This window comes from Klebsiella sp. P1927 (assembly GCF_018204675.1).
In the GTDB taxonomy this organism is placed as follows: domain Bacteria; phylum Pseudomonadota; class Gammaproteobacteria; order Enterobacterales; family Enterobacteriaceae; genus Klebsiella; species Klebsiella pneumoniae.
Window position 1 is genome coordinate 2,152,440 of sequence record NZ_CP073377.1, and the last position, 20,543, is coordinate 2,172,982.

Genomic DNA, 20,543 nt, shown 5'->3' on the forward strand with positions numbered 1-20,543 from the left:
ACAATGACGTACGCGGTCGAGTTCCAGAATGTATCGCGCCTGTATGGCGATGTGCGGGCGGTGGATGGGGTTAGCATTGGCATACGCGATGGAGAATTTTTCTCGATGCTGGGTCCGTCCGGCTCGGGTAAAACCACCTGCCTGCGGCTGATTGCCGGTTTTGAGCAGCTCTCCGGCGGAACCATCCATATCTTTGGTCAGCCGGCCAGCGAACTGCCGCCCTGGCAGCGGGATGTGAATACCGTGTTCCAGGACTACGCGCTATTTCCCCACATGTCGATCCTTGACAACGTCGCTTACGGCCTGATGGTCAAAGGCATGGCGAAGAAAGCGCGCCATGCCCGCGCCCAGGAGGCGCTGGAGAAGGTGGCCCTTGGCTTTGCTCATCATCGCAAGCCCTCCCAGCTCTCCGGCGGCCAGCGGCAGCGGGTCGCGATTGCCCGGGCGCTGGTGAACCAGCCGCGGGTGCTGCTGCTCGATGAGCCGCTGGGCGCCCTGGATTTGAAACTACGCGAGCAGATGCAGGTGGAGCTGAAAAAGCTGCAGCAGTCGCTGGGGATCACCTTCATCTTCGTGACCCACGACCAGAGCGAAGCGCTGTCGATGTCGGATCGCGTGGCGGTGTTTAACAACGGGCGCATTGAGCAGGTGGATGCCCCGCAGGATCTCTATCTGCACCCCAGGACCGCATTTGTGGCCGGTTTTGTCGGCACCGCCAACGTTTTTGCAGCCGAGGAGGCCCGACGATTGTGCGGGATGGCGGGCAGCTGGTCGCTGCGTCCGGAGCATGTTCGCCTGCAGGGCGGCGGCGAGGTGCAGGTGCAGGGTGTGGTGCAGGCGGTGCAGTATCAGGGGGCGGCGACGCGGATCGAGCTCCGCCTCGCGGATGGCGACAAACTGCTGGTCAGCCAGGCCAACATCGATGGCGCGGCGGCGGCCAGCGTTCCGCGAACCGGGCAAATAGTACAGGCGTCATGGTCGCGCTCGGCGATGACCCCGCTGGAAAGCGGAGGCTGAGATGACCATGGCAATAATTCCTGCGCAGACCGGGCGCATATCGGGGATCTTCTGGCGCCGACCGGCGCTGGGCCTGTTTTTACTGCTGCTCGGGCCGCTGATGTGGTTTGGCATCGTCTATCTGGGATCGCTGCTGACCCTGCTGTGGCAGAGCATTTATACCTTTGACGACTTCACCATGTCGGTGACCAGCGACTTCACGCTGGCTAACCTGCGGGCGCTGTTCAACCCTGCCAACTACGACATTATTGTGCGGACCCTGGTGATGGCGCTGTGCGTCACGCTGGCCAGCGCGCTGCTGGCGCTGCCGATGGCCTGGTATATGGCGCGCTACACCAGCGGCAAAATGAAGGCCTTCTTTTATATCGCGGTCATGCTACCAATGTGGGCCAGCTATATCGTCAAAGCCTATGCGTGGGTGCTGCTGCTGGCGAAAGATGGCGTGGCGCAGTGGTTCCTCGGTCATCTTGGACTGGAGGGGGCGCTGAACGCGCTGTTGAGCGTCCCGGCGGTCGGCGGCAATACCTTGTCCACCTCCGGCCTTGGACGCTTTCTGGTGTTCGTCTACATCTGGCTGCCGTTTATGATCCTGCCGGTGCAGGCGGCGCTGGAGCGTATTCCGGGATCGTTGCTACAGGCCTCGGCCGATCTCGGCGCGGCCCCGCGGCAGACCTTTCGCTACGTGGTGCTGCCGCTGGCCATTCCCGGCATCGCCGCTGGGTCGATCTTCACCTTTTCGCTGACGCTAGGCGACTTTATCGTGCCGCAGCTGGTGGGCCCGCCGGGATACTTTATCGGCAATATGGTTTACTCGCAGCAGGGGGCGATCGGCAATATGCCGATGGCGGCGGCGTTTACCCTGGTGCCTATCGTCTTGATTGCCCTCTATCTGGCGTTCGTGAAACGTCTGGGAGCCTTCGATGCACTCTGAACGCGCGCCCTGGTATCTGCGACTGGCGACCTGGGGCGGGGTGATATTCCTCCACTTTCCGCTGCTGATTATCGCCATCTATGCTTTTAATACGGAAGATGCAGCCTTTAGCTTTCCGCCGCAGGGGCTGACGCTGCGCTGGTTCAGCGAGGCGGCCGGGCGCAGCGACATTCTGCAGGCAGTGACACTGTCACTTAAGATCGCTGCCCTGTCGACCGCCATTGCCTTAGTGCTTGGCACGCTGGCTGCAGGAGCCCTGTGGCGCAGCGCCTTTTTTGGCAAAAATGCGGTGTCGCTACTGCTGCTGCTGCCTATCGCCCTGCCGGGGATCATTACCGGCCTGGCGCTCCTGACGGCGTTCAAAGCGGTCGGCCTTGAGCCTGGCCTGCTGACGATCGTGGTGGGGCACGCGACCTTCTGCGTGGTGGTGGTGTTTAACAACGTCATCGCCCGCTTCCGCCGGACTTCGTGGAGTATGGTGGAAGCCTCGATGGATTTAGGCGCTACCGGTTGGCAGACCTTTCGTTACGTAGTGCTGCCCAATCTGGGGTCGGCGCTGCTGGCGGGGGGAATGCTGGCATTCGCTCTGTCGTTTGATGAAATTATCGTTACCACTTTTACTGCGGGGCATGAACGCACCTTGCCGCTGTGGTTGCTGAATCAGCTGGGGCGGCCGCGAGATGTGCCCGTCACCAACGTTGTCGCGCTGTTGGTGATGCTGGTAACGACGATACCAATCTTAGGGGCCTGGTGGCTCACCCGCGACGGCGATAACGACGCCGGAAACGGGAAATAAAACCATGAAACAGGATAATGCTATGCAACACAACCTATTGATAAACGGTAAGTTAGTGGCAGGTGAAGGCGAGAAGGTTCCGGTATATAACCCTGCAACCGGCGAAGTGATCCTGGAGATTGCCGAAGCGACAGCGGCCCAGGTCGATGCCGCCGTTGAGGCGGCGGACCGGGCATTCGATGCCTGGAGTCAGACGACGCCGAAGACGCGTGCGGAATGTCTCCTGAAGCTGGCGGACGCCATCTCGGCGCAGGCTGAAACCCTGGCGCAGCTGGAGTCGCTGAACTGCGGCAAGCCGCTGCACTGCGTGATTAATGATGAAATGCCGGCCATCGTCGACGTCTTCCGCTTCTTCGCCGGCGCCGCTCGCTGCCTGCCGGGGATGGCGGCCGGAGAGTATCTCGAAGGGCATACCTCAATGATCCGCCGCGATCCGGTGGGCGTGGTGGCCTCCATCGCGCCGTGGAACTATCCGCTGATGATGGCGGCCTGGAAGCTGGCCCCGGCGCTGGCGGCGGGCAACTGCGTAGTGATAAAACCCTCGGAGATCACCCCGCTGACGGCGCTGAAGCTGGCGGAGCTGGCAAAAGATATCTTCCCGGAGGGGGTTATCAACGTGCTGTTTGGCCGCGGTAAAACGGTGGGCGACCCCTTGACCGCCCACGTTAAAGTGCGAATGGTCTCCCTGACCGGATCGATTGCCACCGGAGCCCATATCATTGGCCATACCGCCTCGTCGATTAAACGCACCCACATGGAGCTGGGCGGTAAGGCGCCAGTGATCGTTTTTGACGATGCGGACATCGATGCGGTGGTGGATGGGGTGCGGACCTTCGGTTTTTACAACGCCGGCCAGGACTGCACGGCCGCCTGCCGGATCTACGCCCAGCAGGGTATCTATGACCAGCTGGTGGAGAAACTTGGGGCGGCGGTGGCCAGCCTGAAAATGGGGGCGCCGGAGGACGCTGCCACCGAACTGGGTCCGCTGAGCTCGCTGGCCCATCTTGAGCGCGTTAGCGCGGCGGTGGAAGCCGCAAGGGCGCTGCCGCAAATTAAAGTGGTCACCGGCGGCAGTCGGGCTGACGGCGCGGGCTATTACTTCCAGCCGACGCTGCTCGCCGGCGCCCGGCAGGAAGACGCTATTGTCCAGCGCGAAGTGTTTGGTCCGGTAGTCAGCGTGACGCCTTTCAGCGATGAAGCGCAGGCCCTGAGCTGGGCGAATGACTCTCAGTATGGTCTGGCCTCCTCGGTATGGACGAAAGATGTCGGTCGCGCCCATCGTCTTAGCGCCAGGCTGCAGTACGGCTGCACCTGGGTCAATACCCACTTTATGCTGGTCAGCGAAATGCCGCACGGTGGCCAGAAGCTGTCAGGCTACGGCAAGGACATGTCGATATATGGCCTTGAGGATTATACCGTGGTCCGCCATGTGATGGTTAAGCATAGCTAAATGATTGACCATTTAGCGCCAGGCGACTATTGCGCGATGGGTGTGTTAGGCCGCTAATAGTCACAATGGCAAAAATTGTCAAAACTCAACCCAGGGGATATGAGATTATTCTGATGCCCCTTCAAGAGCTAAGCCATCATGAGTGCCGGAGATAAGCGCCGGATGGGGTCCGCCAGTCACCCTGGGCGCACAGCGCCCGGCGGGTGGGGCGGCAACATCGCGGTTCGCGACCGAATTGCGGCCCCTGTCTGTCGGCAGGGGCTTTTTTGTGCTCGCAGAAGAGCGAAGAGATGAGCCGGCCAGTCGCGCCGGGATAACGAGAATACCGCTTTAACTACTTTCAGCGCTTAGTTTTTTTGCTGGGCAGGCTGGCGCTGCGCCGGTCACGAATGTAGGAAATAAGATTATACACCGCCGCGACCAGCAGGATTAGCGCGATGACCAGCGTGATGATTCCGGACATATCCACCTCGAAATTCACAGCGCGAACTGCGCTAAAGCATTACCAATGGTTATGAATGTAAGTATTATCTGACGCGAAGGCAAATGATATTTGTTGTCATTTAGCGCTATTTCTGACTCTTATCCGTGATGACGGAGATGAAGAGGTTATGTTACAACGGCTTGCCATCGCCATTTATCTTCTTACGATGACGGCCCGCGCGATATATTGCGCCTGTGGCGAAGGCGGCGATCCTTTTCCCCTTGCCGACGGCGAAATATTTTCCTTATTAGCGAAATTAACTCCCCTGAACAGAAAGTATTTCACGGCTAGAGATAAGCTTTTAATATTTACGGTTATCGCATGATATTTGTTCTGAATATTTTATAGCCCTGAGGCAGAGGCAAATACCGGATGCCGCCCGGTAGCGCGCCCCGGGTTTGACTTTCCGCCGCCGCTCATGCGATCATTTAGGGCATATTAGGTTTTGACGTTGATGTCGCTGTGAAAATTTTTGCTTTTATTCTGCTGGCTATCGGCGCTGTGGCGCTGAGCTATGGTAATGCCCCGGCGAAACGAATCCAAAGCTGTGAGAAGATGGGCGTAGGGCAGGCCGTCTGCGCCGCCGCCGAATGGGATAGTGAAAAAGTCAATGTACTGCCGCGCTATAACCCCAGTCTTAATAAGGTAATAGCTGCCGCGCAGTTAGCCCCCGCCGCCCGACAGCAAGATAACAACTCTGTTGTTCGCGCGTAAAAAAGCAGCCTCCAGGGCTGCTTTTTTAGGTTTCGTTGCTGAATTAAATGATTAAAACCAGCCAAATCTTACGGACAGCAGGCTGATAAGCGCGAACGCGGCGCAGACATTAATCATAACGACGGTTTTACTGGAGACATCCATAGCGCCACCCTAATGAGTAAGTCCTAAAGGTATAGTACGGCGCCAGCGGTTGCGCTATCAGATTAAGACGAATCAGGCTTTATTCTGAATATTCAGCCCGTTTCTGATTTTGTTATACAGGTATCTCTGAATCACGACGTCATGGCAGATAATCATCCCACCATGGAACGCCCTCAGGGAAGGAAAAAGTAAGAATGACGTTATATCAAAAAATGTTGGTGTTTTACGCCATTATGGGCGTGATATGCGCCGTGATTAGCTGGTTTTTAACCAAAGAGAGCCGGATGATCCGCCTGCTGGCGGCCCTGCTGATCGGCGCCACCTGGCCGTTCAGCTTCCCGATGGCGCTGCTCGTCTCGCTGTTTTAACCCTCAGGCGCTAGACGGCAGAAAAGGGTAGCACAAAGGGTGAGGTTACTGTATAAAAAACCAGTAACCTTATCATGGAGGCATACAGGTGAACGGTTTTTATTCGTCCGTCGCTGGCGCCACGCTGCGCTGGCACGATTTCCCGGGAGATGGCCTTCCGGTGGTGTTTATCCACGGCCTTGGCTGCGCGTCATCCTACGATTATCCCCGCATTGCCAGCGATCCCGCGCTCCGAGAACGGCGCAAAATACTCATCGATCTGCCGGGCTTCGGCTATAGCGATAAACCGCGCGTGTTTAGTTACAACATACATGAGCAGGCTTTAGTTTTGGAGCAGTTCCTCAGCCACCTGCGCCTGCAGCGCTTCGCGCTGTTCGGGCATAGCATGGGAGGGAGCATCGCCATCGAAGCGGCGGGGCTACTGGGCGAGCGGGTGACCACGCTGCTGGTCTCGGAACCCAATCTGTTCGCCGGCGGCGGCGAGTACAGCAGGCGCATTGCGGCTCAGTCAGAGTCAGCCTTTGTCGCTGACGGCTATGCCAGGCTGCTGGCGGAGGAGCGCTCGCCGTGGGCGGGTTGTTTACAAAACAGCGCCCCCTGGGCCGTCTGGCGGGCCGCCAGCAGCCTGATACGCGGCAGCGACACGCCCTGGTTTACCCAGCTATGCCAGCTGCGCTGCCAGAAAATGCTGATCGTCGGAGAGCGGTCGCTCCCTTACGCGGATAGCGACCTCGTTCAGGCACAAGGGATCCCGGTCGGCATCGTGCCCCATGCCGGACACTCGATGGCGTGGGAAAACCCGCAGGGGCTGGCGCAGCTTATCGCCAGCCATAGTTAAGAGGCGCTGGGCCTCAGAAGGGAAGCTCGCGGGGTTGGGTCTGGATCGTTATCCAGCGCAGCTCGGTGAATTCCGCGATCCCGGCCCGCCCGCCAAAGCGGCCATAGCCGGAGGCTTTGCAGCCGCCAAACGGCATTTGCGCCTCATCATGCACCGTTGGGCCATTGATATGGCAAATCCCGGTATGCAGACGTTGCGCTACGTTCCACGCTCTGGCGCTGTCGCGGCTGTAGACCGCAGCGGAAAGACCGTACTCACTGTCGTTGGCCACCGCCAGCGCCTCCTCTTCGCTATGAACGCGAATAATCGCTTTCACCGGACCGAAGGACTCTTCACGCCACAGCCGCATCTCGCGGGTCACGCCGTCCAGCAGGGTCGGGCTCATATGGGTATCGTTGGCTTTACCACCGGTCAGCAGGCGAGCGCCTTTCGCTAACGCATCGTCAATGAGCGCGTTGCAGCGGGCGATGGTGTTCATATCGACAACCGGGCCAGTGAGGGCGGCAGGCAGGGCGGCGGCGCGCCTGGCCAGCAGCGGGATAAACGCCTCCGCTACGGCATTGTCGACAATAATGCGCTCGGTGGACATGCAGATCTGCCCGGCGTTGGCGAAGGCGCCAAAAACAGCGCCCGCTGCCGCTTGCTCAATATCAGCATCGTCCAGCACCAGCAGGGGCGCTTTTCCACCGAGCTCGAGCACCGCTGGTTTCAGATACTGTCCGCAGGTGCGGGCGATAATGCGCCCCACCGGTGTGGAGCCGGTAAAGTTAACGCGCCGCACCGCCGGGTGGGCGATCAGCGATTCCACCAGCGCCGGCGCATCTTCAGGCGCACAGGTAAGATAGTTCACCACGCCCGGCGGGAAGCCCGCCGCGTCAAGGGCGTCGATAATCAGTCCCTGAGTGGCGGGGGAAAGTTCGGCGCCCTTAAGGATCACCGTGTTGCCACAGGCCAGCGGCGTCGCCAGGGCCCGGGTGGCCAGAATCAGCGGCGCGTTCCACGGCGCCATGCCCAGCACCACTCCCGCCCCCTGGCGGACGCCCATCGCCAGGTTACCCGGCACGTTGGACGGAATTATTTGCCCTTCAATCTGGGTGGTCAGCGCCGCCGCTTCACGCAGAATATCTGCCGCCAGATGAACGTTAAATCCGGCCCAGTGCGCGGTCGCGCCGGTCTCCGCCGCCATGGCGGCGATAAATTTCGCCTCCCGCAACAGCATCTGTTCCGCCGCCTCGAGCAGTAAGCGACGTCGTTCCGCCGGCGCAGTATCGCGCCACAGCGGAAAGGCGCAGGCCGCGGCTTCGACGCAGCGTTTGCCGTCGGCGAGGCTGGCGGCAGCGGCCACCGAGGCTGCCTCATCGTGGGCCGGGTGGCGTCGGGTAAAGGTGCGGCGGCCTTCGGCATCGTGCCACTGGCCGTTAATGTACAGATTGCAGGTGATTGTCATGGTGGAAACCTCTTGTTCTGCGGTTCCCCCAGTGTACCGGGCGGCACTGACGGGAAGCGTGAGCCGGGCGGTTATCGCACATTTTTTTGCAGGAATTTTGTGTGGCTCACAACATCCCGAAGCCCTCTGGCGTAAAAAACAGCGCAACGTCGATTAAACCAGCAAATTCCACGCGTTTTGCATAAGGTGATAGCCATTGATTATTTGCCGCCGTCAGGCGGCTGTGCTGTTATTACCGTTCTTATAATCAATAATCAGGACTTATAACCATGTCTACAGGGAAAACCACGCTGGCGCTGCTGCTGAGCGCACTGCTGCCGGCCGGCGCCGCCTGGGCCGCAGGCAATGACACTCTGGTCTACTGCTCAGAAGCCTCTCCGGAGTCCTTCAATCCGCAGATCGCCAGCTCCGGTCCGTCGTTCGTCGCCAGCTCGCAGGTACTGTATAACCGTCTGGTGAGCTTTGACCCGGTGAAAAATACGCCGATCCCGTCGCTGGCCACCGAGTGGCACGTCTCTGAGGATGGCAAAACCTGGACCTTTACTCTGCGTCAGGGGGTGAAGTTCAACAGCAACAAATTCTTCAAACCGACCCGCGATTTTAACGCCGACGACGTCCTGTTCTCCGTGCTGCGCCAGATGGATCCTCAGCATCCTTATCATAAGGTGTCGCAGGGGAACTATGAATACTTCCACGACGTGGGCCTCGATAAGCTGATTAAATCGGTGAAAAAGGTGGATGATTACCATGTGCAGTTCGAGCTCAACGAGCCGAACGCGGCGTTTCTTGCCGACTGGGGCATGGACTTCGCCTCTATTCTGTCGGCAGAGTATGGTGAGGCGATGCTGAAGAAAGGAACGCCGGAAAACGTTGATAACTGGCCTGTCGGTACCGGGCCGTATGCGCTGCAGCAGTATAAAGTGGATTCGCAAATCCGCTATATTGCCAATCCCCACTACTGGGAAGGCGAGGTACCGACCAAGCACTTAATCTTCTCCATTACGCCGAACGTCGAGACTCGTCTGGCGAAACTGCAGACCAACGAGTGCCAGATTATTCCCGCGCCGTCGCCGGTACAGTTCCCGGTGATTAAGGGCAATAAAGATCTGGCGCTGCATGCGGTTGAGGCGCTGAACGTCGGCTATCTGGCGTTTAACACCGAGAAAAAACCGTTTGATAATGTGCTGGTGCGCCAGGCGTTAAACTACGCTACCGACAAGCAGGCGATCGTCAAGGCGGTATTCCTCGATTCCGGCAGCGTGGCGAAATCACCGATCCCGTCGACGATGCTCGGGTATAAGAAAGATCTCCCGGACTACGATTACGATCCGCAGAAAGCCAAAGCGCTGCTCAAGCAGGCGGGTCTGGAGCAAGGCGCGGAAGTGACCCTGTGGTCAATGCCGGTCCAGCGCCCCTACAACCCAAACTCAAAACGCATTGCCGAAATGATCCAAAACGACTGGGCGAAAGTGGGGGTGAAAGCCAAAATTGTCAGCTATGAATGGGGCGAATACCTTGCCGGTATGCGTAAAGGGGAGCACGACAGCGCCCTGTATGGCTGGATGTCGGACAACGGCGATCCGGACAACTTTGCTGGCACATTGCTCAGCTGTGATAATATCCAGACCGGCTCCAACGCCGCCCGCTGGTGTGATAAATCCTATGACGCGCTGGTAAAGAAAGCGCTGTTGGTGAGCGATCCGCAGGCGCGGGCCAAACTCTACGAACAGGCGCAGGAGATTTTTTATCAGCAGGCGCCATGGATCACCCTGGCGACCGGGAAAACCTTCTATGCGACGCGCAGCAACGTCAGCGGCTACACCGTCAGCATGATGGGGAGCGATTTTTCCAAAGCGAAGCTGAATTAAGCGAAAGGAGAACAGGATGGCACATCTGGATGAGGTTATCGTCAAAGTCGATGACGCCCTGGCCGAGGGCGTTATCGCGCATATGAATGAGCTGCTAATCGCCCTGAGTGATGATGCGCAACTCAGTCGTGAGGAACGCTATATCCAACAGCAGCGTCTGCGCACCGCCATCGCCCATCATGGGCGACAGCATCAGGAAGAGCAGGATGCGCGCCGCGAGCAGTTGACCAAAGGGGGCGCGATCCTCTGAAGATGCGCTCAGAACTGGCGTCTGGCCACCAGCCAGGCGCCCACCACCAGCATCACCGCCCCGCATAACGGTCCGATCAGCGCCCGCACCGGCACGCCGTGGGCGCGAACTAAATCCATGATCAACCCGCCCACCAGCTGGCTGGCCACCAGTACCGCAATGGTCGTCGCCGCGCCAACGTTTTGATAACCGCTGATGCTGGCGAAGACGAAAAAGGACCCCAGCAGGCCGGGGATCAGCGTCCACCACTTCACGCTCAGGGCCAGCTCCTGAAAGCCGGCGACGCCCTGGCGCAGCAGTAACATCGTCACGAAGATAACGATCCCGACCAGCGAATTGAGCAGCATAGCGATAAGGATCGTCGACGCCGACTGGGTGATGCGCACCATCAGAGTGTTCTGCACCACCAGGCCAACGCCGGCGGCGATCAGGCAGGCGAGAGTGAGCGACGCGTTCATGCTTTGCCGTCCGGGTCCTGACGCGCATCCAGCTGCAGCTGCATAAAGGTCAGATCCAGCCAGCGGCCAAATTTGGTGCCCACCTGCGGCATCTGCCCGGTGGTGATAAAGCCCAGCGTTTCATGCAGATGCAGCGAAGCGTGATTCTGCGACTCGATGCCGGCGACCATCACATGTTTATTCAGCCGTCGCGCTTCGGCGATCAAGGCGACCAGCAGCTTGCGGCCCAGCCCTTTCCCCTGATGTTCGGGATGAACGTACACCGAATGCTCCACGGTATGGCGAAAGCCGTCAAACGCCCGCCAGTCGCCAAACGAGGAATAACCGGTAATGACGCCGTCTTCCTCGCTCACCAGTACCGGAAATCCAGCCAGCTGGCGGGCTTCAAACCAGGCGATGCGGTTGTCGGTATCCACAGTTTTATCATTCCAGATGGCGGCGGTATGGACGACGGCATGGTTATAGATCTCGGCGATCGCCGCGCAGTCGTCTTTAATGGCAGGGCGAATGGACATAGCAAACCTCAATTTTTCGTACACTATAGTAGTACAATATTATTACAATAATGAACGCCACGCTGTCATCCGTTTTCAGCATAATTTTAACGGCTAACCCGGGAATAACACGTCGGTGGATGGTTGTGTAATGGGGGGGCGCACACTATAGTGTTACGTTATGAATACTATAGAAGACAACCTCAATCAGCGCATCAGCGCGCGCATCCGCATCGAGCGCGAGTCCCGCGGCTGGTCGCTGAACGACCTCGCCGAACGGGCCGGCGCCTCGCGGGCGATGATCCATAAAATCGAGCGTGGCGAAAGCAGCCCGACCGCCTCGATGCTGGGCCGCCTTTCCGGCGCCTTCGGCATCAGTATGTCGACCCTGATCGCCCGCGCGGAAATGCAGGAGGGCAAGCTGCTGCGCTTTGCCAGCCAGCCGGTATGGCGCGACCCGCAAAGCCACTATCTCCGCCGCCACGTTTCGCCGCGCAGCGATTTGCCGATCGATCTGGTGCAGATTGAGCTGCCGCCCGGTAGCGATGTGCCGATGCCCGCCGCGTCCTATGCGCTTGCCCGCCAGCTAATCTGGCTGCAACAGGGCGAGCTGGTGTTTGTCGAAGGCAATACCCGCCATGAGATGCAGGCGGGGGATTGTCTGGAGCTTGGCCCGCCCAACGATTGTCGCTTTATTAATGAATCCGCAGAGACCTGCGTCTATCTGGTGGTTCGCCTTAATCAATCGCCATCCGGCTCTTAATGTTAAAGCATAATACGCATAAAGCAGCTAGCCTCAGTACAGTCTGCTCACAAGAGGAGTTTGCTATGACAGATCAACCGCAACGCCATCGCCGCTGGGTGCTGGCTTCCCGTCCCCATGGTGAACCGACGGCAGAGAATTTCCGCCTGGAAGAGAGCGAAGTGCCGACGCCAGGCCCGGGTCAAGTGCTGCTGCGTACCGTTTATTTATCGCTCGACCCGTATATGCGCGGGCGCATGAGCGACGCGCCGTCCTATTCGCCGCCGGTGGCCATTGGCGCGGTGATGGTGGGAGGGACCGTGAGTCGCGTGGTCAGCTCAAATCATGCCGATTATCAACCCGGCGACTGGGTGCTGGGCTACAGCGGCTGGCAGGATTATGAACTCTCCGACGGCAGCGGACTGGTGAAGCTGGGTGACAATCCGCAACACCCGTCCTGGTCGCTGGGAGTTCTGGGGATGCCCGGCTTCACCGCCTACATGGGTTTGCTGGACATCGGCCAGCCAAAGGCGGGCGAAACGCTGGTGGTCGCCGCGGCGACCGGGCCGGTTGGCGCCACGGTTGGACAGATCGGCAAAATTAAGGGCTGCCGCACCGTCGGCATCGCTGGCGGCGCGGAAAAATGCCGCTATGCGGTTGAGACGTTAGGCTTTGATCTCTGCCTTGACCATCGTGCGGATGATTTTGCCGAACAGCTGGCCCAGGCCTGCCCGCAGGGTATTGACGTTTATTATGAAAACGTCGGCGGCAAGGTTTTTGACGCGGTGCTGCCGCTGTTGAATACCGCAGCGCGGGTACCCGTCTGCGGGCTGGTGAGCGGCTATAACGCCACCGGGCTGCCGGACGGGCCAGATCGTCTGCCGCTGCTGATGGCGACCATCCTCAAAAAGCGCATCCGGATGCAGGGCTTTATTATCGGCCAGGATTACGGGCATCGGATCGCCGAATTCCAGCAGCAGATGGGGCGCTGGGTGCAGGAGGGGAAAATTAAATATCGCGAACAGCTGATCGACGGTCTGGACCAGGCGCCGCAGGCGCTGATCGGCCTGTTAAAAGGTGAGAACTTCGGTAAGGTAGTGATCCGCGTCGCGGCGGACGACTAGCCTGGCGGGCTTCGACTTAACAGGCCCCTTTCCCGCCAGGGAAAAGGGGCCTGGCATAGAGGTCAGGCGTAGAAGGCTAACCGCTGGGCGAGCAGATCGACAAAGGCTTCGCGGTCCACATCCAGCATCAGGGTGGTATTGGGCCGATTGCCGGTCAGATGGTAGTAATCGACCACCGTCATCCCCTGGGTATATTTGCCTTCCGTTTCTACGCCAACCCAGCGTTCGATCGTGGTAAAGATCTCCGGCTTGAGGAGCCAGGCGATGGTGCAGGGATCGTGCAGCGGCGCGCCGTCGAAGCCCCACTTTTCATCTTTGTGGTAGGCCATAAAGAAGTCGAGCAGCTCGGCGACGATGGTCGACACCGGGTTGCCAATCTGGCGGAATCGCTCGATATCGGCGGGAAGGATTTGCGCCTTATGGGTGACGTCAAGGCCCGCCATCACCACCGGGATCCCCGACTGAAAGACCATTTCCGCGGCCTGCGGATCAACGTAAATATTAAACTCCGCCGCCGGCTGCCAGTTGCCCAGCCCCATGGCGCCCCCCATGATCACGATGCGGGCGATCTTCGCGTGCAGCTCCGGATGGCTGGCGAGCAGCAACGCCACGTTAGTCTGCGGCCCGGTGGCCACCAGGGTCACCGGCTCCTGGCTTTCCCGCAGCACGCTGGCCATCAGCTCGACGGCGGTGCAGTTCTGCGGCGCAAAGGCCGGCTCAGGCAGGCTCGGGCCATCCAGTCCGCTCTCGCCGTGCACGTTATCGGCGATGATCAGATCGCGCATCAACGGCTTCCACGCGCCGCCGGCAACCGGAATGTCCGGCCGGTTCAGCAGCGTCAGCATACGCAGCACGTTGCGCAGGGTCTTCTCCGGGGTCTGGTTGCCTGCGGAAGCGGTGACGGCTTTCACCTCCAGCTCCGGCGAGGCGAGGGCGAGGACCAGGGCGATCGCGTCATCATGTCCCGGATCGCAATCAATCATAATCGGCAGTGCCATAGCAGCTCCTTGTTGGCGATGTTCTGTGACCAGACTAACGCTGCGAGTCGAGGCAGACGAGATGGTATGCAGAATAGTGTGATGGAGACCACGATTGCTGCGAGGGCAACGCGTATCGTTACGCGACCGTCCGTAAACATGATGCCTCGTTTTGCGGTGGCGCAAGATGGCGCCCGGCGCGGCGCGATATAATAGAAAAATTGCTAATCCTTACGGATATTAATGGTTTGCTTTTCGGCGGGCGGGTTCTTATCCTTAAGAAAACTCAAGAGGTTATTACGATGAAAGATGTAGTAGATAAATGCAGCACCAAAGGCTGCGCCATTGATGTCGGGACGATCATTGATAACGAGGACTGCGTCTACCGGGCCGAGAAGGTGTTCCCAAGCCGCGAAGAAGCGGAATCCACCGTAGCCGCCGTGCGCGAACGTGCTGCCGCCGCAGCGCCGGCCAGTGAACCGCCGCAGGTCGATTACACCATCGTCGCCGCTGGCGACGCGGTGAAACTCGACCTCTCCATCGCCTTCTCCTGCCAGGCAGAAAAGATCATTTTCGAGTTATCCCTGCGAAATCTGCTTTAATTCGCTCCTGTAGCGGAAGCGCGATGCTCTGGCGGGCAGACGCCTTCCGCTGATGCAGCACGCTGCCCGCCCGGCGACCTGAGCCGGGTGAGCGCGGTTAGTCTTGAAAGACGACGTTTCCGCCAACCATGGTCATCACCACGCGGCTGGCGCCAATCTCCTCATGGGCTACGGCGAAGATATCGCGGTCCAGCACCTGAAAATCAGCGACTTTGCCGACCTCTATCGATCCGCGTACCGCTTCTTTCCCTTCCTGATAGGCCGCATTGATGGTGTACATCCGCACGCCGTCCGCCACGCTAATTGCCAGTTCCGGGCGAATAACGTTGCCGCTGGAAGATGATTTGCGGGTGACCGCTGCCTGAACCATTTTGCGCCAGTTCACCAGCGCCATAATGCCATCTGACCCGCCGGCGATGATGACCCCAAGGTCGATGATATCCCGTAGCCCTTTGCAGATTTCCCCCTTGATGCCACAGTAGCGGGCGCGCTGTTCATAGTCATATGCCGGGCCGCCGAGTGAAGGTTGTTCGGAAAGCAGAATGCCGTATTTTGCCGCCATCACGAAATCTTGCCGATCGCCCATTGAGCCGTGCAGCACATAATGCCGTCGGCTCTCCCCCGGATAGCGCTGAATCGCCTGCACGAAGCTGTTAATCGTGACTTTTACCGCCTTATCGCCGACCGCATGGACTGCCACCTGAAAACCGCGCTGGTGAGCCAGCAGAATCATCTGCTGTAGCGCCTCAACTTGTGCTTCCTCGGTCGCCTCGGGGCCACCAAACACCGAGCGTCCGCGATATCCCGGCCGGTCGGCGTAATCCTGATTCATCCACGCTGTGTGCGATGTGGGAACGCCATCGCAGAACAGTTTTATGGTCCGACAGTCCAGCCAGTCCCGGTCGGTGAACTGGGAGAAATCAAAGCTATCCAGATCGCGCTTCAGGGTGGCGCAGGACTGAACGCCCCGCTCGGCGGAGTAAAAGGCGATGGATACCCGGGCGGTGAGTTTTCCTTCATCCTGCAGTTCACGGTAGGCGGCGATGGCGCGATCCCCCGCAGCGCCCACCTCGCGCGTGTTTTCCCCCGGACCCATGGCGCCTTCCGTGTAGCTGGCATACCCTTCGCTGTTCATCAGGCGCTGGGCTGCCAGAAGGTTCTCTTTGAGGGCCGCTACGGTCAGACGGGGCATCGTGCCGGATGCGAGATGCAGGGCGGGCAGGTCGATGAAATTGCCGTCCAGTTCGCCACTGGCCGTTCGCCCCAGATGTCCGCCGAGGGGATCAGGGGGGCTGGCGTCAAGACCGGAGAGGGCCAGCGCCCGGCTGTTGACGATGCAGGAGTGACCGTCCCACAGGGCGAGCAGGGTGGGATGATCGGCCGTGACGTCGTCAATATCCCAGCGCGTCAGAGAGCGCTGCTCGGCCGCGCACTCCTTGATTGCGTTTGGATCCAGACCGCAGACACGAATCCATGCCCCGGCGGGAGTGCGGGCTGCCTGGTCGCGCAGTCTTTCCCGCAGTACTGCCAGGGAACGCACGTCCTGGCAGTTCAGGCAATGCCAGCTGTCAGCGAGCCAGCCGATATGGATATGTGAGTCATGCGCGGCGGGTAAAATGAGTTTGCCGCCAAGGTCAATGACCTGCGTCTGGGGACCAATATGCTGCTGAATCTCCTGGTCTTCACCAACGTTAATAATCCATCCCTGCTTCACGGCGATGGCGCGCTTAAAACTAAAATGTGCGTCCACCGTGGCGACCTTGCCGTTAATCAATACGCAGTCCGCATAAACGACATTATCCATTTATCCCTCCCTGGCTGATAAAAGTGCCGATCAATATAAATAGTAACCATGGTGATTATGTGGTTACTATATGACTACGAAGGGGGTGGAGTGTCAAGCGCGGTTGGTTGGCGGGTGTCCGCCTGGCGGTGGAATAGACGGTAAGGAAAAGCGCTTCGCCCGCCGATCGCGAGAGGCATCGGCGGGGAAGGGGCGTGTTATTCGAAGCGCCAGGCGAGGTTCAGGCCGATGCCGTAGTTACGTCCCGGGGCAGGCTCGTAGTAACGTCCGTTAGACTCGTTAACGATGACAGACCCGACGTACTCCCGGTCGAACAGGTTGTCGATGCGACCGAACAGATCCATATCCATCCTGCCGTAGCTCCATTTATAGCCGGTCGTCAGGCCAACCACCGTCCAGGAGGGCGCTTTGGCGGTGTTTTCGTCATTGGCCATGATATCGCTCATATAGCGAATATCGCTCCCGGCGTACCAACCTTGCTCCGGCTGATAGCCAAAGGAGGCGTAGCCCATATTGCGCGCGATCCCCGGAATGCGATTGCCATTGCAGCTGGCGTCGTCGCAGACGTTAGTGCGATAGGTCGCGTCCAGCCAGGTCCAGGCCGCCTTCAGACGCCAGCTCTCGCCAAACTGCTGATCCAGCCCCAGCTCCATCCCCTGACGGCGGGTCTTGCCGGCGTTTTTATAACTGGTGCGCCCGCCGCTGCTGCTGTCGACCACAATCTCATTATCGGTATTGGTCTGGAACAGGGCGGCGGTGAACAGCCCATTGCCGATCCGCGTCTTGCTGCCGATCTCCACCGTGTCGTTGGTGGAGGGTTTCAGGCCGAAGTTGAGGCCGCTCTGGTTATCGGAGCGGTAGGAGAGTTCGTTAATGGTTGGCGTCTCGAAGCCGCGGCCGGCGGAAAGATAGACGTTCCACGCGTCGGTCAGGGCATATTTCAGCGAGCCCGCGGGCAGCCATTTGTGATAGCTGGCATCACCGCTGTCATCGCCATTGCCTGGGGTGATGTAGTAGTCGTTCGAGTCGAACCATACCGAGCTGTAGCGAACCCCGGCATCGAGCGAGAGTTTGTCAGTGAGCTGCCACTGGGTCTGCAGGTAGGGGTCGACGTTCCACATCAGGTTGCGTTCGTTACGGCGCAGCGCGCCCTGTTCGCCATACTGCGGCGCGCCGTTGACCATCACAAAGTTTTCATACCCTTTGCGCCGCTCGCTCATGTTCTCGTAGTCGAGACCGGCGGTGAGCGTGACGGGCACCAGCAGCTCTCCGCGATGGGTCAGCCGGGTATCGATCCCCTGGTAGTGACGGGTAAGGTCGATCACCCCGCCGGCATGGCTCGGCTTCAGCTGCGGCGCGCGGGGGATCGACTGGAACTGCGTGGTTTCACGTTCTCCAGCGTACATCATAACGCTGAGATCGTCCTGGGCACTGAGCTGGCGCTCATAGCGCAGGCCGGCCTGGGTCTGTCGGGTATTCTTGCGGGTATTATACTGGTCGCCGCGCGGCGACTGGCGCGGGTTATCGCGCCATTCATCGGCGGTCAGGCCACCGGCGTCATTGGCTTTGATATCCACGCTATTCAGCAGCAGAGTCAGCTTACTGACGTCGTTGATGCGCACCCCCAGCCGGGCGTTCGCCAGATTTTTGCGCGCGCCGCTGTGATCGCGATAGCCATGGGTGGTGAAGCGATTGGTTGAGACCGTGTAATCCACATCGCCTGCGTGGCTGCCGTCGCCAACGGCGCCAGTGGCTTTCATCCCGTAGTGCCAGGTGCCGAAGCTGCCATAGTAGCTGCTGGCTTCCACGGTGGGCGGCTGGGTGCCGGTCTGGCTGGTGACGTTGATCACCCCGCCGGACGAGTTACCGTACAGGGCAGAGAAGGGGCCGCGCAGCACCTCAATGGTGTCAACGCTGCCGATATCAATATTTGAGGTCTGCCCCTGGCCGTCGGGCATGGTGGCCGGAATGCCATCCACATAGATGCGCAGTCCGCGCACGCCATAGGTTGAGCGCGAGCCAAAGCCGCGAATCGACAGCTGCAGATCCTGGGCATAGTTTTGCCGGTTCTGCACCTGCAGGCCCGGCACGGCGCCCAGCGATTCAGAGAGATTGACGCGCGGCGCGGCCTGGCGCATCTCATCCCCATTCACCACGCTGACGGCGGCGGGGGTATCCAGTTCAGAAACCATGGTTGGCGCGGCGGTCACCACCATGGTTTGTTCATCTGCGGCCTGGGCTGCCGCAATGAGCGGCAAGAGCAGGGCCGGGAGGGCGGCGTGACGCACGGACAGGATTTTCATCGATAATACTCAAAGACGAACCAAATGGAACATATGTATATATGTTACCTCGTTTGTAAAATATTTGAAAATTATTAACTGCTACTGGTTAACGGATAGTGCTCGCCAGGCATGAATTTACCGCACAACAACAATTAGCGCTCCACTTTGAGATAAATAATGATTACTATTCGCATTCAAAAATAAGGGTAAAGCCAGGACTTTACCGCCGGAAGCGATGTCGGGTCAGCACATACTGGTTTATCAAAGGGAGTCGTCATGTCATTACGTCATTTTGCCGCGCCGCGTCTGCGCCATTCACTGCTCGTCACTTCTCTGCTGCTGGCAGGCAGCTTTAGCGCCCACGCCGCGGAAGAGATGCTGCGCAAGGCCGTCGGAAAAGGGGCCTACGAAATGGCCTACAGCCAGCAGGAGAATGCGCTGTGGGTCGCCACATCACAGAGTCGTTCGCTGGACAAAGGCGGGGTGGTTTACCGTCTTGACCCCACCACCCTCGACGTGACGCAGATTATTCACAACGATCTGAAGCCGTTCGGCGCCACTATCAACCATGCCACCGGCACGCTGTGGTTTGGCAATACCGTCGACAGCACTGTCACCGCTATTGACGCCAAAACCGGCGCCGTGAAGGGGCGCCTCGTGCTGGACGAGCGTCAGCGCAGCGAAACCGTGCGCCCGCTGCAGCCGCGCGAGCTGGCGGTCAATGAGCAGACCAACACGGTCTACATTACCGGTCTGGGCAAAGAGAGCGTGATTTGGGTGGTAGATGGCGCGACCCTGAAGCTGAAAACGACCATTACCGGCACCGGGGCAATGGCGACGGGTCTGGCGATCGATCCGCAAGCTAAGCGTCTGTATACTACCAACGCCGACGGCGAACTGCTGACCATCGACAGCGAGAGCAACACGATTGCGTCGCGCAAAAAATTGCAGGATGACGGCAAAGCGCATTTCTATCTTAACCTGAGTCTCGATACCGCCGGCCATCGTGCCTTTATTACCGACAGCAAGCAGCCGGAAGTGCTGGTGGTCGATACCCGCGACGGCAAGGTGCTGGAGAAAATCGCCGCGCCGGAGTCGCTGGCGGTGCTGTTTAACCCGGCGCGCAACGAAGCCTATGTGACGCATCGTAAGGCCGGGGAAGTCAGCGTTATCGACGGCAAGAGCTACAAGGTGGTGAAGACCTTTAAAACGCCGACTCACCCCAACAGTCTGGCGCTCTCCGAGGACGGAAAAACGCTGTACGTTAGCGTGAAACAGGCTTCCAGCCGTGAGAAAGAAGCCACCGCGCCGGACGATGTGATCCGTATCGCCCTGTAAGACCTCAGCGCGACGAAACCGGAAAACGGTGGTCGCGCTCCGCAAGCCGCCGGGCCAGGCCCGGCGACTCACCCTCTGTTACAAACGCCTATTGGCCTGACAAACCAGATGGTTATACACTTAACCCTTTCCCGCCACGTGCGGGCAGTGGTAATCAGTGGAGATAAAATGAAAAAGCCATTCATGGTGATTTGCGCCGGCGCGATGCTGGCGCTGCTGGCAGGTTGTTCGTCAAACTACGTTATGACCACGAAGAGCGGTCAAACTATCGTTACCCACGGCAAGCCGCAGCTGGATAAAGAAACGGGGATGACCAGCTATATCGATGAGTCAGGTAATAAGCGGGAAATTAACAGCAGCGATGTGTCGCAGCTGGCTGAAGATAATTAAGTTCTGACCTCCCGGTTTGCCC

General features: G+C 59.1%; 24 protein-coding genes. 16 read left to right on the forward strand and 8 right to left on the reverse strand.

The genetic code is table 11. The annotated features are described in order from the left end of the window. The first annotated feature begins 3 nt into the window (after positions 1–3). The 4 genes from KB892_RS10905 to patD are packed head-to-tail and all read left to right on the forward strand — an operon-like array spanning position 4 to position 4,194. A complete protein-coding gene (locus KB892_RS10905; protein WP_004200094.1) occupies positions 4–1,017 on the forward strand; it encodes an ABC transporter ATP-binding protein in 1,014 nt (337 codons plus the stop codon). Between the two features lies 1 nt (position 1,018). Then, a complete protein-coding gene (locus KB892_RS10910; protein ID WP_004189770.1) occupies positions 1,019–1,948 on the forward strand; it encodes an ABC transporter permease in 930 nt (309 codons plus the stop codon). Then, a complete protein-coding gene (locus KB892_RS10915) occupies positions 1,938–2,744 on the forward strand; it encodes an ABC transporter permease (RefSeq protein ID WP_004143773.1) in 807 nt (268 codons plus the stop codon). Before KB892_RS10910 ends, KB892_RS10915 begins: the two co-directional genes overlap by 11 nt. Positions 2,745–2,766: 22 nt before the next feature. Beyond that, positions 2,767–4,194 (forward strand): aminobutyraldehyde dehydrogenase, encoded by a 1,428-nt coding sequence (patD, locus tag KB892_RS10920; protein WP_004200092.1) that lies wholly within the window; start codon positions 2,767–2,769, stop codon positions 4,192–4,194. Between the two features lie 340 nt (positions 4,195–4,534). Here patD and KB892_RS10925 read toward each other — a convergent pair whose 3' ends face one another. Further along, positions 4,535–4,657 carry a small membrane protein gene (locus KB892_RS10925; RefSeq protein WP_004175940.1) on the reverse strand — a complete coding sequence of 41 codons (123 nt, stop codon included), beginning with the start codon at positions 4,655–4,657 and terminating at the stop codon, positions 4,535–4,537. 148 nt (positions 4,658–4,805) lie between these two features. Here KB892_RS10925 and KB892_RS10930 point away from each other — a divergent pair, with 148 nt between their 5' ends. Then, on the forward strand, positions 4,806–5,003 hold the full coding sequence (locus KB892_RS10930; protein WP_004189776.1) for a hypothetical protein: 198 nt from the start codon (positions 4,806–4,808) through the stop codon (positions 5,001–5,003). 137 nt (positions 5,004–5,140) lie between these two features. Further along, positions 5,141–5,392, forward strand: coding sequence for a hypothetical protein (locus KB892_RS10935; RefSeq protein WP_002906893.1), 252 nt, complete (start codon positions 5,141–5,143; stop codon positions 5,390–5,392). Between the two features lie 51 nt (positions 5,393–5,443). Here the strand turns inward: KB892_RS10935 and yncL are convergent, their stop codons facing one another. Further along, complete coding sequence (yncL, locus tag KB892_RS10940) at positions 5,444–5,536, reverse strand: stress response membrane protein YncL (protein WP_002906891.1); 93 nt, start codon at positions 5,534–5,536, stop codon at positions 5,444–5,446. Positions 5,537–5,730: 194 nt separating this feature from the next. Here yncL and KB892_RS10945 point away from each other — a divergent pair, with 194 nt between their 5' ends. Together KB892_RS10945 and KB892_RS10950 are read left to right on the forward strand one after the other, a co-directional pair. Then, the gene (locus KB892_RS10945; RefSeq protein ID WP_002906888.1) at positions 5,731–5,904 is read left to right on the forward strand and encodes a GhoT/OrtT family toxin; all 174 of its coding nucleotides are present in this window, start codon (positions 5,731–5,733) and stop codon (positions 5,902–5,904) included. Between the two features lie 88 nt (positions 5,905–5,992). Further along, on the forward strand, positions 5,993–6,742 hold the full coding sequence (locus KB892_RS10950; protein ID WP_004200090.1) for an alpha/beta fold hydrolase: 750 nt from the start codon (positions 5,993–5,995) through the stop codon (positions 6,740–6,742). Positions 6,743–6,755: 13 nt separating this feature from the next. On the opposite strand, the gene KB892_RS10955 is transcribed toward KB892_RS10950, so the two are convergent. Then, a complete protein-coding gene (locus KB892_RS10955; protein WP_004200088.1) occupies positions 6,756–8,189 on the reverse strand; it encodes an aldehyde dehydrogenase in 1,434 nt (477 codons plus the stop codon). 269 nt (positions 8,190–8,458) lie between these two features. Between KB892_RS10955 and KB892_RS10960 the strand changes: the two genes are divergently transcribed. Both KB892_RS10960 and KB892_RS10965 read left to right on the forward strand, forming a co-directional pair. Beyond that, positions 8,459–10,057 (forward strand): ABC transporter substrate-binding protein, encoded by a 1,599-nt coding sequence (locus tag KB892_RS10960; RefSeq protein ID WP_002906804.1) that lies wholly within the window; start codon positions 8,459–8,461, stop codon positions 10,055–10,057. A 16-nt stretch (positions 10,058–10,073) separates the two neighbouring features. After that, entirely contained in the window at positions 10,074–10,307 is a 234-nt protein-coding gene (locus KB892_RS10965; RefSeq protein WP_004180136.1) for a YdcY family protein, read from the forward strand. A gap of 8 nt (positions 10,308–10,315) precedes the next feature. Here the strand turns inward: KB892_RS10965 and KB892_RS10970 are convergent, their stop codons facing one another. Then, on the reverse strand, positions 10,316–10,765 hold the full coding sequence (locus KB892_RS10970; RefSeq protein WP_004180135.1) for a DMT family transporter: 450 nt from the start codon (positions 10,763–10,765) through the stop codon (positions 10,316–10,318). After that, a complete protein-coding gene (locus tag KB892_RS10975; RefSeq protein ID WP_002906796.1) occupies positions 10,762–11,280 on the reverse strand; it encodes a GNAT family N-acetyltransferase in 519 nt (172 codons plus the stop codon). Before KB892_RS10975 ends, KB892_RS10970 begins: the two co-directional genes overlap by 4 nt. Before the next feature lie 160 nt (positions 11,281–11,440). Between KB892_RS10975 and KB892_RS10980 the strand changes: the two genes are divergently transcribed. Beyond that, entirely contained in the window at positions 11,441–12,022 is a 582-nt protein-coding gene (locus tag KB892_RS10980; RefSeq protein WP_002906794.1) for a helix-turn-helix domain-containing protein, read from the forward strand. Positions 12,023–12,087: 65 nt separating this feature from the next. Then, a complete protein-coding gene (locus KB892_RS10985) occupies positions 12,088–13,125 on the forward strand; it encodes an NADP-dependent oxidoreductase (RefSeq protein ID WP_002906792.1) in 1,038 nt (345 codons plus the stop codon). Positions 13,126–13,187: 62 nt separating this feature from the next. Here KB892_RS10985 and rihA read toward each other — a convergent pair whose 3' ends face one another. Beyond that, positions 13,188–14,123: a pyrimidine-specific ribonucleoside hydrolase RihA gene (rihA, locus tag KB892_RS10990; protein ID WP_002906791.1), complete on the reverse strand. Its 936-nt coding sequence runs from the start codon at positions 14,121–14,123 to the stop codon at positions 13,188–13,190. Between rihA and KB892_RS10995 the strand changes: the two genes are divergently transcribed. Beyond that, positions 14,085–14,315, forward strand: coding sequence for a hypothetical protein (locus KB892_RS10995; RefSeq protein ID WP_014343121.1), 231 nt, complete (start codon positions 14,085–14,087; stop codon positions 14,313–14,315). The genes rihA and KB892_RS10995 overlap by 39 nt on opposite strands. An 89-nt stretch (positions 14,316–14,404) precedes the next feature. Then, positions 14,405–14,704: a DUF406 domain-containing protein gene (locus KB892_RS11000; RefSeq protein WP_002906788.1), complete on the forward strand. Its 300-nt coding sequence runs from the start codon at positions 14,405–14,407 to the stop codon at positions 14,702–14,704. Between the two features lie 97 nt (positions 14,705–14,801). Here the strand turns inward: KB892_RS11000 and KB892_RS11005 are convergent, their stop codons facing one another. Further along, entirely contained in the window at positions 14,802–16,508 is a 1,707-nt protein-coding gene (locus KB892_RS11005; RefSeq protein ID WP_014343120.1) for an amidohydrolase, read from the reverse strand. A 197-nt stretch (positions 16,509–16,705) separates the two neighbouring features. Beyond that, positions 16,706–18,811, reverse strand: coding sequence for a TonB-dependent receptor PqqU (gene pqqU, locus KB892_RS11010; RefSeq protein WP_004200083.1), 2,106 nt, complete (start codon positions 18,809–18,811; stop codon positions 16,706–16,708). Between the two features lie 258 nt (positions 18,812–19,069). On the opposite strand from pqqU, the gene KB892_RS11015 reads away from it, so the two are divergent. Beyond that, positions 19,070–20,131, forward strand: coding sequence for a 7-bladed beta-propeller protein YncE (locus KB892_RS11015; protein WP_002906780.1), 1,062 nt, complete (start codon positions 19,070–19,072; stop codon positions 20,129–20,131). A gap of 168 nt (positions 20,132–20,299) precedes the next feature. Further along, positions 20,300–20,521, forward strand: coding sequence for a YgdI/YgdR family lipoprotein (locus KB892_RS11020; RefSeq protein ID WP_004200082.1), 222 nt, complete (start codon positions 20,300–20,302; stop codon positions 20,519–20,521). The last annotated feature ends 22 nt before the right edge of the window (positions 20,522–20,543 follow it).

Bases quoted from the DNA above. Each gene is read 5' to 3' on its own strand.
- KB892_RS10905 (WP_004200094.1), top strand. From the start codon at position 4: ATGACGTACGCGGTCGAGTTCCAGAATGTATCGCGCCTGTATGGCGAT.
- KB892_RS10910 (WP_004189770.1), top strand. From the start codon at position 1,019: ATGACCATGGCAATAATTCCTGCGCAGACCGGGCGCATATCGGGGATC.
- KB892_RS10915 (WP_004143773.1), top strand. From the start codon at position 1,938: ATGCACTCTGAACGCGCGCCCTGGTATCTGCGACTGGCGACCTGGGGC.
- patD (WP_004200092.1), top strand. From the start codon at position 2,767: ATGCAACACAACCTATTGATAAACGGTAAGTTAGTGGCAGGTGAAGGC.
- KB892_RS10925 (WP_004175940.1), bottom strand. From the start codon at position 4,657: ATGTCCGGAATCATCACGCTGGTCATCGCGCTAATCCTGCTGGTCGCG.
- KB892_RS10930 (WP_004189776.1), top strand. From the start codon at position 4,806: ATGTTACAACGGCTTGCCATCGCCATTTATCTTCTTACGATGACGGCC.
- yncL (WP_002906891.1), bottom strand. From the start codon at position 5,536: ATGGATGTCTCCAGTAAAACCGTCGTTATGATTAATGTCTGCGCCGCG.
- KB892_RS10945 (WP_002906888.1), top strand. From the start codon at position 5,731: ATGACGTTATATCAAAAAATGTTGGTGTTTTACGCCATTATGGGCGTG.
- KB892_RS10955 (WP_004200088.1), bottom strand. From the start codon at position 8,189: ATGACAATCACCTGCAATCTGTACATTAACGGCCAGTGGCACGATGCC.
- KB892_RS10960 (WP_002906804.1), top strand. From the start codon at position 8,459: ATGTCTACAGGGAAAACCACGCTGGCGCTGCTGCTGAGCGCACTGCTG.
- KB892_RS10965 (WP_004180136.1), top strand. From the start codon at position 10,074: ATGGCACATCTGGATGAGGTTATCGTCAAAGTCGATGACGCCCTGGCC.
- KB892_RS10970 (WP_004180135.1), bottom strand. From the start codon at position 10,765: ATGAACGCGTCGCTCACTCTCGCCTGCCTGATCGCCGCCGGCGTTGGC.
- KB892_RS10975 (WP_002906796.1), bottom strand. From the start codon at position 11,280: ATGTCCATTCGCCCTGCCATTAAAGACGACTGCGCGGCGATCGCCGAG.
- KB892_RS10980 (WP_002906794.1), top strand. From the start codon at position 11,441: ATGAATACTATAGAAGACAACCTCAATCAGCGCATCAGCGCGCGCATC.
- KB892_RS10985 (WP_002906792.1), top strand. From the start codon at position 12,088: ATGACAGATCAACCGCAACGCCATCGCCGCTGGGTGCTGGCTTCCCGT.
- KB892_RS10995 (WP_014343121.1), top strand. From the start codon at position 14,085: ATGTCCCGGATCGCAATCAATCATAATCGGCAGTGCCATAGCAGCTCC.
- rihA (WP_002906791.1), bottom strand. From the start codon at position 14,123: ATGGCACTGCCGATTATGATTGATTGCGATCCGGGACATGATGACGCG.
- KB892_RS11000 (WP_002906788.1), top strand. From the start codon at position 14,405: ATGAAAGATGTAGTAGATAAATGCAGCACCAAAGGCTGCGCCATTGAT.
- KB892_RS11005 (WP_014343120.1), bottom strand. From the start codon at position 16,508: ATGGATAATGTCGTTTATGCGGACTGCGTATTGATTAACGGCAAGGTC.
- pqqU (WP_004200083.1), bottom strand. From the start codon at position 18,811: ATGAAAATCCTGTCCGTGCGTCACGCCGCCCTCCCGGCCCTGCTCTTG.
- KB892_RS11015 (WP_002906780.1), top strand. From the start codon at position 19,070: ATGTCATTACGTCATTTTGCCGCGCCGCGTCTGCGCCATTCACTGCTC.
- KB892_RS11020 (WP_004200082.1), top strand. From the start codon at position 20,300: ATGAAAAAGCCATTCATGGTGATTTGCGCCGGCGCGATGCTGGCGCTG.